This window comes from Sorangium sp. So ce128 (assembly GCF_051525245.1).
In the GTDB taxonomy this organism is placed as follows: Bacteria; Myxococcota_A; Polyangia; order Polyangiales; family Polyangiaceae; genus Sorangium; species Sorangium cellulosum_B.
Map to the genome: position 1 here is coordinate 2,725,940 of NZ_CP150313.1, position 9,726 is coordinate 2,735,665.

Here is a 9,726-nt window from a genome sequence, read left to right on the forward strand (position 1 = left end):
TTCAAGTCAACTTGAGGTCAAGCGTGAAACGGCTGGACATCGCGGAGGTGGCCCGGCGCTCCGGCGCGCCCGCCTCGACCCTGCGGTTTTACGAGGAGAAGGGGCTGATCGCGTCCACCGGGCGGCGGGGCTTGCGGCGCCTGTTCGACCCCGCGGTGCTGGAGCGCCTGGCGCTGATCGCGCTCGGCCAGGTGGCGGGGTTCTCGCTGGACGAGATCGCCCGGATGTTCTCGTCCGACGGGCGGCCGCGCATCGAGCGAGAGCGGCTGACGGCCAAGGCCGAGGAGCTGGACCGGACCATCCAGCGCCTGGTCGCCCTGCGCGACGGCCTGCGCCACGCGGCGGCGTGTACCGCGCCGAGCCACATGGAGTGTCCGCGCTTTCGCGGCATCGTCCGGCTCGCCGGCGCCGGCCGTCTCGAGCCGCTCGTGCAGAAGGCTCCCCGGCGGCGGCGGTCCGCCTGAGCCTGGGCGGACGCCGCCAGCGCGCCGATCAGAAGCTGGCGCAAAAGCTCGCGTAATCCAGCGCGACCTGGCCGGCGCAATCGAGCGCGATCGCGCGCACCTTCTGGTTGGCGAGGCTGAAGCCGCCGTTCTCGCGCGCGACCAGGGCGAGGCTCGTGGCGAGCCGCCAGACGTCGAGCCGGTAGTGTCCCCGAGAGCGCGGCGCTTGGAGCGTGTGTGCGCCCCGCCCCTGATCTGTGCCAGGTGAGGGAGGCCGGTACCGGCACAACCGCAACGCATTGCGACACCGGACCGCAACACAGAGCGCTTGCCGGGGGTCCGGAACCCTCTGGACCGCAACACAGAGCGCTCGCTGGAGGTCTGGGACCCTTTCGGCCGCCTCGCGGTGCGTGCGTGGGGGGCCGGAACCCTGCTCGGCGGAACGTGGGGCGCTCCGGGTAGCGAGAGCGGGGCGCATTCCAGGTTGCGGTGTGCTCATCCCATGTTGCGGCGCGCGATGTGCTCGCTTGCAACGGTGCGCAGCGCAGGGGCTCAGCTCGCCCGACCCGAGAGCCCCCCGAGGCGTGGCCGATCCTGCTACACTGAGCTCGATGAGCAACCCGGCCGAGAAGCTCCTCGACGAGGCGTTGAAGCTCCCGGAGAGCGAGCGGCGCGTCATCGCGCTCCGCCTGCTCGACAGCGTGGGCGAGGAGCCGCCCGAGGAGATCGAGCGCGCGTGGACCGAGGAGGCCCTGCGTCGCCTCGAGGATCTCCGCGCAGGACGCACCCGGCCGATCCCCTGGGAGGAAGCCCGGAAGCGCATCTTCGCGCGGGGCTGACGTGGCTCGATGCACCCTGTCCTTCGCGCCCGAGGCGGAGCGCGAAGCCCACGAAGCGTTTTTCTGGTACCGGGAGCGGGACGAGCGTGCAGGCGCCCGCTTCGAGGCGGAATTGCTCGCCGCCCTCGACCGCATCACGGAGATCCCCGAGCAGGGGCCCGAGATCGAGCGAGGCGTGCGGCGCGTGCTCCTGCACGGCTTCCCGTACGGTGTCCTGTACGCGATCGCGCCGGAGCACATCGTGGTGCTTGCGGTGATGCACCTCCGGCGCCGACCGGGCTCCTGGCGCGGCCGCGGGGGCTGACGCTTCGAGCGGTTGTGTGACGTCCATGGGCATGCAGCGACCCGGGGCGCCCACCCCATGGTTGGAGATCGTGCTCGACGGCACCGGAGGCGACGTGCGGGCCTCCGCTCGAGGCAGCCGGGGCGAGCAGACGGCGGCTCACCCGCTCGGCCCGGAGCTGGGGGCGAAGCACCTCGGCGCGTGCAGCCTCGCTGGGCTTCAGGCGAGCGAGGGGGCGAGCGAAGGAAGGAACGGGAGCGGGAAGAGGCGAAATTGAAGCAGGGAGAGAAAGAGGAGCGGCGGAGGCTGGTGGCGATTGCGGTCGTCGCCGCCACGGTGGCGATGCTGATGGTCGCCGTCTGGGCGCTGGAGCAGCGCGGCGTGGCACGGAATGCGGAAGCTGCCGCGCGAAGGGCGGAGGATGCGCAGCGAGAGGCGGTGGCCCAGGCGGCGCGAGCGCGAGCTTTCTCGCTGATGGCCGGCGCTCGCGAGCTGCTGGCGCGAAACCAGCCGGAGTCAGCGGTGCAGCTGCTGCTCGAGGTAAGGGACGCGGACGGAGTACGTGGCTGGACCGATCTGACACGTGATGTGCTGGCCTCGGCTCCTTCGATGCTCACGATGCGCGGCCATCGGGGCCACGTGTTGCTTGCTGACTTCAGCCCCGATGGGAAGCGCATCGTCTCGGCCTCGGGCGACAAGACGGCGCGTGTGTGGAACGCGGACGGCAGCGGCACGACCGTGGTGCTCCGGGGCCACGAGGGCGCCGTCATGTTCGCGGCGTTCAGCGCCGACGGGCAGCGCGTGGTCACGGCCTCGGGCGACGGGACGGCGCGGGTGTGGAGCGCGGATGGCAGCGGCACGGCCGTGGTGCTCGGGGGCCATAAGGGCGCGGTTGTGTTCGCGGCGTTCAGCGCGGATGGGCAGCGTGTGGTCACGGCCTCCCACGACAAGACGGCGCGGGTGTGGAACGCGGATGGCAGCGGCACGGCCGTGGTGCTCCGGGGCCACGAAGGCGAGGTGAGCTCCGCGGAGTTCAGCGCGGATGGGCAGCGTGTGGTCACGGCCTCCCACGACAAGACGGCGCGGGTGTGGAACGCGGATGGCAGCGGCACGGCCGTGGTGCTCCGGGGCCACGCGGCTGCGGTGATCTCCGCGGAGTTCAGCGCTGACGGGCAGCGTGTGGTCACGGCCTCGAACGACAAGACGGCGCGGGTGTGGAACGCGGATGGCAGCGGCACGGCCGTGGTGCTCCGGGGCCACGAAGGCGAGGTGAGCTCCGCGGAGTTCAGCGCTGACGGGCAGCGTGTGGTCACGGCCTCGAACGACAAGACGGCGCGGGTGTGGAACGCCGGGAGTGCCCGGAATGGCCCTGTTCACGCGGATGAGTCCGAGCACGCGCAAACCGGTTGCGACCACGACCACGCGGAGGACGGAGGCGCGCCTGTCGTGCTCCGCGGCCATGAGGTAGGCGTTGGGTACGCGGCGTTCAGCGCAGATGGGCAGCGGGTAGTCACCACCGGGTTCGACAGGACGGCGCGGGTGTGGAACGCGGACGGCAGCGGCGTGCCCATCGTGCTCCGTGGCCACGAGGGCGGCGTGAGCTCCGCGGCGTTCAGCCCTGACGGGCGGCGCGTGGTCACGGCCTCGAACGACACGACGGTGCGTGTGTGGAGCGCGGACGGCAGCAGCATGCCTGTCGTGCTCCGGGGCCACGAGGCCCCGGTCTGGTCGGCGGCGTTCAGCGCTGACGGGCAGCGTGTGGTCACGGCCTCGAACGACAAGATGGCGCGTGTGTGGAGCGCGGACGGCAGCAGCAGGCCCGTCGTGCTCCAGGGCCATGAGGCCCCGGTCTGGTCGGCGGCGTTCAGCGCCGATGGGCGGCGGGTGGTCACGGCCTCGCACGACAGGACGGCGCGTGTGTGGAGCGCGGACGGCAGCAGCAGGCCCGTCGTGCTCCGCGGCCACGAGGCAGGGGTCGGGTACGCGGCGTTCAGCGCCGACGGGCAGCGGGTGGTCACGGCCTCGAACGACAGGACGGCGCGTGTGTGGAACGCAGACGGCAGCGGCGCGCCCGTCGTGCTCCGGGGACACGAGGACTGGGTCAGATCCGCGGCGTTCAGCGCCGACGGGCAGCGGGTGATCACCATCTCGCACGACAGGACGGCGCGTGTGTGGAACGCAGACGGCAGCGGCGTGCCCGTCGTGCTCCGGGGGCACGAGGCCCCGGTCTGGTCCGCGGCCCTCAGCGCCGACGGGCAGCGGGTGGTGACGGCCTCGCACGACAAGACGGCGCGGGTATGGAACGCGGATGGCAGCGGCATGCCTGTCGTGCTCCGGGGCCATGAGAGCTCGCTGCTCTCCGCGGCGTTCAGCGTTGATGGGCAGCGGGTGGTGACGGCCTCGCACGACAAGACGGCGCGTGTGTGGAACGCGGACGGCAGCGGGACGCCCATCGTGCTCCGCGGCCACGAGGCAGGGGTCAGCTTCGCGGCGTTCAGCGCCGACGGGCAGCGGGTGGTGACGGCCTCGCACGACAGGACGGCGCGTGTGTGGAACGCAGATGGCAGCGGCGCGCCCGTCGTGCTCCGTGGCCATGAGGGCTCGCTTCTCTCGGCGGCATTCAGCGCCGACGGGCAGCGCGTGGTCACCACGTCGGACAAGACGGCGCGGGTGTGGGCCATCTCTGCCGACGCGCTTCGGCAGGCCCTTCGCGCCGCCACGAGCGACTGCATTTCTCCCGAGATGCGCCGGACCTACCTCGATGAGAGCGACGAAGACGCCCGTCGGGGCTACGAGTCCTGCGAGCGCTCGTACGGCCGGGTACCGTTCTATCCGGAGGTCGAGCTGCCGTGAGCTGATGCAGGGAGACAAGTTCCTGGAAGCCGGCGGCGACGACGCCGCCTCGATCCACCGGAGCGTGGAACGGCAACGCTGAAGAGTGCGCCGTTCCGTACGACGTCCACCGGACGGCCGACCGCGCGCTCATGCGATCCCGCGGCGCGGCTGCCCCTGAAGGGGAGCCAGGCCCCCCACCCGGCAGCGCCGTGGTTGGCAATCGCGAGCCCGACGCGGGTGTCGCTCTCCTGGCTCGCGCAGGTGCGAGCACGCCCACGCCACGCCCACGACGTACGCTACAGCCGTCGATGGGAACGCCGTGGACGGGCAGAGTCCTGCCCCTTCATGCTCTGTCGCTCTACATCACGATCACGAACCAGGCCCAGTCCGTCCAGCGCTGCTCGCCCGTCCGTCACTCACGGAACCTCCGATGTGAGGGACGGTGGCTTTCGTCGCGGGCACCGGCGCGCGCCGTAGACAAGGCGCTGAAGCACAGGCATCTTCAACGATGCGGCATGGTGCGTCTGCTGCGCCGCACGGGCCGCGGGGGAGGTATGGATGCACGCAGACTTGGACGCATTTCCTGAACCGCTCGCGGTGCTCGACGCGAACCTCCGGTTGCGGGAGGCCAACCTGGCCTGGCGCAACACGTTTGGAGAGGCGGCGCTGCTTGTGCCCGAGGCGGAGGAGGCCGCTCGCGCGGTGCTCGGCGGGGCCCAGAGCCGGGCGGAGATCGACGCCACGGCGAGCAACGGGGCGAGCCCGCAGCGCTGGACGCTCCTGCGGTGCTCGAGATCCGAGGGAGAGCCGCTCGTCTTCGTCCACGCTCATGCGGCCGACGACGCCGCGCAGCGCCGCCGCGAGGAGGCGCTCGCCGAGGAGCTGGAGCTCCTGCGCAACTTCATCGACCTCGCGCCCAACCTCATGTTCATCAAGGACCGGCGCAGCCGCTACGTCATGGCGAACAGCGCCCTCGCGAGCTGCTACGGGATGACGCCGGCGCAGGTCGTCCACGCGTCCCAGCACGAGCTCACCGCGAGCGTCGATGAGGCCTCAGGCTTCACAAGCGTCGACCGGCAGGTCATCGACACGAGACAACCCGTGGTCATCGAGGAGAAGGAGACGCGGCCGAACGGCGACGTGCACTGGTACGAGACGGTCAAGAAGCCCATCGTCCGCAGGAGCGGCGAGGTGCAGGTCGCCTGCTTCTGCGTGGATGTCACCGAGCGCCAGAGGGCGCAGGACGCGCTCCAGGGCTCGGCGCGCGAGCTCGAGACCATGGCCGCGGCGGCCCGGCGCGAGGCGGACGAGAAGTCGGCGCTCGCGGCGGAGCTCGACCGGAGGCTCGCCGTCATCCAGGCGCAGCACCGGCAGATCCTGGCGCTCTCCGCGCCCATCCTGGAGGTCGCCGATGGCGTCGTCGGCGTGCCGCTCATCGGCGCCATGGATGAGGAGCGGACGGCGACGCTCACCGAGCGCCTTCTCAACATCATCGCGACGCGGCAGGTGCGCAGCGTCGTGCTCGACCTCTCGGCGCTCGAGACGATCGACACGCGCACCGCCGACCGGCTGGTCGGCATCGTCCGCGCGATAGGCCTGCTCGGCGCGCGCGCGGCGATCACGGGGATCCAGCCAGCGGTCGCGCACACGATGACCTCGCTGGGCATCGATCTGTCGAGCATGGTCACGATGCGCACCCCGAAGGACGCGATCCGCCTCTTCTCGACGACCGGCCCAGCCCGCTAGTCCGGCTGGCGCGTCACATCGGCTCTTGAAGGTCCTTGTAGCTCGACAGCCCGCCGAAGTTGAACCCGATGCCGAGATCGTAGACGAGCCCCGGCCACCGCGATCGAGAACCAGCCCGTGGGGTTCACGCCGAGCATCACCGGCGCGTGAAGACAGACGATGTGTGCTGATGTCTCGTCGCTCACCGCAGCTGGGGAGTCCGCTGCAGGTGGGGCACGCCGGCGATGGATCCGGCCAACACGCGGGCGTGCCGCCGCACCTCGTCAGCGCCGAGCGGCCCTCCGTGGCCCAGGTAGAAGGTCTGTATTCCCTCGTCGACCAGCCGCGTGAGCTCGACGCCGACGGCGCGCGGGTCCAGCTCGAAGGGGGGCCGGATAGCGTGGCCGAGCCGCGCGAGCCCGCCCAGCATCAGCCCCGAGGCGACCAGATCTCCGACCAGCGCCTCGCGCGACTCGAGGACGACCGAGAGTGAGCCCTCGGTGTGCCCGGGGGTGTGGCGCACGCGACCCGCGACCCCGTAGGGAGCCAGGTCGAGCGTCTCGTCGCCGGACAGCACGATGTCGGGCGCGACGGGCGCATAGCGCTCGTGCACGAGAGGGGCCCGGACGAACAGGCGGCCGAACCAACCCGTCGGACAGAACGTCATCGGGGCGCGCCCGTTGAGGTGCTCGACCTCGGCCTCGTGGGCGACGACGAGCGCTCCGGAGCGCTCGCGCAGCTCGGCGGCGCTCCCGGCATGGTCGACGTGGGCGTGAGTGACCACGATCGCCTTCACGTCGGACCAGCCGCGGCCCGCGCGCGCCAGCGCCTCGCCCACCCTGGGCGCCGCGTCCGTCACGCCGGCATCGACAAGGACGCAACCGGTGGCGCCGACGAGCAGGTGGGCGTTGAGCATGCGAAAGGGTAGAATGGGCACGCGAATGATCTGGGCGGCAGACATGATGTTCCTCCGGCGCCGAACGCCTGGCCTCAAGGTGGTGTGTCGGGGCTCCTCTCGCCTGGCCCGATTCGACGCGACGGATGGTCCACGATGGAACTGACCCACGTGGCGACACCTCCGGAGTCGATGCTCGAGCGCGCGGTGCGGGCCGGCCCTGGCGAGCTGCTCTGGCTCGGCGCCGAGCCGTTCGAGGTCCGCTGCGAGCCCAGAGTTTCCACGGGGCTGCTCAAGATCGTCGCCGTGGCCGAGGGGGAGGGGGTGATCGTGCAGGCGGGGCGCCGGGCACTCCTGCGCGAAGGGACGTTCGCGTGGTTTCAGTCGGACACCCCCTTCGAGCTGACGATGAGCCGGGGCCGGCGGCTGCTGCTGCGGCTGCCGCTGTCGGCGGTGCAGCAGAGGCACCCGGGGGTCGACCTACGGACGGCCGTCACGCGCGGCGAGGAGCACGCGGGTGAGCGGGTCGTGGCGGGGCTCTTGCGCCAGATCCTGAGCGAGAGCTCGTCGCTGTCGGAGCGCGATTGCGTGGCGGCCGTCGGCGTGGTGCTCGAGGCGATCGGGATGTGCGGCCGCGCGCCCGCGCTTCCGCAAGCGAGGGTCGAGCGGGCGCTGGCCGATATCGAGCGTCGCCTCGGAGATCCGACGCTCCAGCCGGCGGATATCGCGCGGGCGCAGGGGGTGAGCCGCCGTTACCTCGACGGCGTGATGGCAGAGCAGCTGGGCTGCTCGCTGGCCGCGCACATCCGGAGGCGCCGGCTCGAACGGGCGGCGAGCGAGCTCTCGCTCCGCCCGCTCGAGGCCGTGTCCGAGGTCGCCGCGCGCTGGGGCTTCCGCGACACGAGCCACTTCACGCGCCTGTTCCGGGGCCACTTCGCCACGACGCCCGCGGCCTACCGGCGCGCGGCGCTCGATCACCCCATGCGCACGTGCGGAGGCGGCGGGCGCACGGCCGACGCCGCGCCGCTGGCCCGGGGCTCTTCAGCCGCGGGGTAGCCCGCCCTACGTGAGCACCGGGCGCGCCTCGGGAGAGCCCGCCTCGCCGGCAGGCGCCGGCTGATTGCGCTCCAGCGCCTCGATGCGCCCGAGGAACGCGCGCCCCTTGGCCGGATCCGTCATGTACACGAAGGCCGCGAGCCCCTTGAGCTGCGCGAGCGTCTCGCCCTTTCCTGGCCTCCCGAGCTCCCGGTTGCGGATCGCCGCGCGCAGCGCGCGCACCCGCTCGCGCGGGACGCGCGCCGCCGGCGCCCCCTCGCTCGCCTGGTTGACGACGAGGCCTGTCACCTTCTGCCGGCTGCCCTTGCGCATCACCACGGTCTTGCTCGGATGCAGCCGGAAGCCCTCCGAGCTCAGGATCTCCCGGAGCCCGCGGAGCAGCGCGCCCACCGGCGCGCGCGGCCGCGCGGCGTCGGCGAGGCCGGGCGCCTCGGGCGCGCGGAAGGAGAACGTGAGATCGTCAGCATACCGCGTGTAACGAAGCCCCAGCTTGCGGGCGAGGCCGGACGCGCGCCGATCGAGCCGCAGGCAGATCGCGTTCGTGATCGCCGGGGAGGTGGGCGCGCCCTGCGGGAGCACGCGCGGGCCCGTCGCCACGTAGAGCGTCTGCCCTCGGAACTGCACGACGTCCCGGGGCGCCTCCGTCGAGAGGAGCGCCACGAGCGTCGCGGGACCCTCGGCCACGCCGGCCTTGCGGAGCAGGCCGCGCACGCGGCGCCACGTGATCGTCGGGAAGAAGTCCTTGATATCCACCTTGACGATCGTGTCGGCGCCGGCGTGCGCGGCGGCGTTCGTGACGATGGATCGGCTCGCCAGGAAGCCGTGCGCCGCGGCGTGGACCGGCAGCTTCTCGAACAGGTTGCGGAGCGCCCAGCGCTGCGCGCGCTTCAGATCCCGCTTCGGCGACGAGATGGTACGCGCGCTGCCGTCGCGCTTCGGGATGTGCCACCGCCGGTAATGGGTGCCCGTGTCGACCTCGCGGTGGTACGCGAGCCAGCGGAGCCGCGGGATCGACAGCCCCAGCGCGCTCGCGAGCTCGGCCGCGCCCGGCAGGTCGGGGAGCCCGTGCGCCCGCGCGCGCTCGCTCAGCCCGGGCACATCGAGCCTGTCCGGCCCGACACGGTCGCTCCAGTGCACGCCCGCGCCAAGGTGGTTGACGTGCGTGGCGACGTAGGCCTCCCAGGCCAGGCGGCGCAGCGAGCGGCGCTCCCTCGCCTCGACCTTCTTGCGCTCCTTCCACTGCGCGCGCTCCCGGTCGGACATCGCCTTGGGATCGCCGGTCGCGAGGGCGCCCTTCGACGTGAGCTCCGCGCTCACCCACGCGTCGATCCCGCCCGCCTCGTCGATCGCCTTCCAGCGGGCGACGCGCTCCTCGTGGGCGAGCCGGCGCGCTTCTGCGCCCACGCCGCGGGCCGCCGCGCCGCCGGGGGCAGGCGGCGTCGTGATGGGGAGAACGACGGGGGCTCGGGCTTGAACGGTCGCGTCGATCTTCGCGGTCATGTCTCGGTGGGAGCGTGGTGGTGAGTCACGATGGAAGCGATCTGTCCTGAGGAGGCCGGACCGTCGATCGCTGTCTCATGTCGCCAAGAGAGGCTCCAAGCGCATCACCTTCATCGCTTGGTGCACGGTAGCCTCACCGGTTCTCTTCGG

9 protein-coding genes are annotated in these 9,726 nt (G+C 72.0%); 6 read left to right on the forward strand and 3 right to left on the reverse strand.

What is annotated here, in order from left to right:
- The first annotated feature begins 23 nt into the window (after positions 1 to 23).
- Entirely contained in the window at positions 24 to 464 is a 441-nt protein-coding gene (locus tag WME82_RS10645; RefSeq protein ID WP_438042728.1) for a helix-turn-helix domain-containing protein, read from the forward strand.
- Positions 465 to 492: 28 nt separating this feature from the next.
- On the opposite strand, the gene WME82_RS10650 is transcribed toward WME82_RS10645, so the two are convergent.
- Entirely contained in the window at positions 493 to 732 is a 240-nt protein-coding gene (locus WME82_RS10650) for a hypothetical protein (protein WP_438042729.1), read from the reverse strand.
- A 322-nt stretch (positions 733 to 1,054) separates the two neighbouring features.
- On the opposite strand from WME82_RS10650, the gene WME82_RS10655 reads away from it, so the two are divergent.
- The 4 genes from WME82_RS10655 (at position 1,055) to WME82_RS10670 (ending at position 6,146) form a co-directional block, all read left to right on the forward strand.
- Positions 1,055 to 1,282, forward strand: coding sequence for an addiction module protein (locus WME82_RS10655; protein ID WP_438042730.1), 228 nt, complete (start codon positions 1,055 to 1,057; stop codon positions 1,280 to 1,282).
- A 1-nt stretch (position 1,283) separates the two neighbouring features.
- A complete protein-coding gene (locus tag WME82_RS10660) occupies positions 1,284 to 1,586 on the forward strand; it encodes a type II toxin-antitoxin system RelE/ParE family toxin (protein ID WP_438042731.1) in 303 nt (100 codons plus the stop codon).
- A gap of 288 nt (positions 1,587 to 1,874) precedes the next feature.
- Positions 1,875 to 4,418: a hypothetical protein gene (locus WME82_RS10665; RefSeq protein WP_438042732.1), complete on the forward strand. Its 2,544-nt coding sequence runs from the start codon at positions 1,875 to 1,877 to the stop codon at positions 4,416 to 4,418.
- Positions 4,419 to 4,958: 540 nt separating this feature from the next.
- A complete protein-coding gene (locus WME82_RS10670) occupies positions 4,959 to 6,146 on the forward strand; it encodes a PAS domain-containing protein (protein WP_438042733.1) in 1,188 nt (395 codons plus the stop codon).
- A 181-nt stretch (positions 6,147 to 6,327) separates the two neighbouring features.
- On the opposite strand, the gene WME82_RS10675 is transcribed toward WME82_RS10670, so the two are convergent.
- On the reverse strand, positions 6,328 to 7,086 hold the full coding sequence (locus tag WME82_RS10675) for an MBL fold metallo-hydrolase (RefSeq protein ID WP_437870357.1): 759 nt from the start codon (positions 7,084 to 7,086) through the stop codon (positions 6,328 to 6,330).
- Positions 7,087 to 7,176: 90 nt separating this feature from the next.
- On the opposite strand from WME82_RS10675, the gene WME82_RS10680 reads away from it, so the two are divergent.
- On the forward strand, positions 7,177 to 8,076 hold the full coding sequence (locus WME82_RS10680; RefSeq protein ID WP_438042734.1) for a helix-turn-helix transcriptional regulator: 900 nt from the start codon (positions 7,177 to 7,179) through the stop codon (positions 8,074 to 8,076).
- A gap of 6 nt (positions 8,077 to 8,082) precedes the next feature.
- Here the strand turns inward: WME82_RS10680 and WME82_RS10685 are convergent, their stop codons facing one another.
- Entirely contained in the window at positions 8,083 to 9,576 is a 1,494-nt protein-coding gene (locus WME82_RS10685; protein WP_437745368.1) for a reverse transcriptase family protein, read from the reverse strand.
- Between the last annotated feature and the right edge of the window lie 150 nt (positions 9,577 to 9,726).

What these genes read in the sequence shown, in the direction of transcription:
- WME82_RS10675 (WP_437870357.1), bottom strand. Translation starts at nt 7,086, where the DNA reads ATGTCTGCCGCCCAGATCATTCGCGTGCCCATTCTACCCTTTCGCATG.
- WME82_RS10680 (WP_438042734.1), top strand. Translation starts at nt 7,177, where the DNA reads ATGGAACTGACCCACGTGGCGACACCTCCGGAGTCGATGCTCGAGCGC.
- WME82_RS10655 (WP_438042730.1), top strand. Translation starts at nt 1,055, where the DNA reads ATGAGCAACCCGGCCGAGAAGCTCCTCGACGAGGCGTTGAAGCTCCCG.
- WME82_RS10685 (WP_437745368.1), bottom strand. Translation starts at nt 9,576, where the DNA reads ATGACCGCGAAGATCGACGCGACCGTTCAAGCCCGAGCCCCCGTCGTT.
- WME82_RS10670 (WP_438042733.1), top strand. Translation starts at nt 4,959, where the DNA reads ATGCACGCAGACTTGGACGCATTTCCTGAACCGCTCGCGGTGCTCGAC.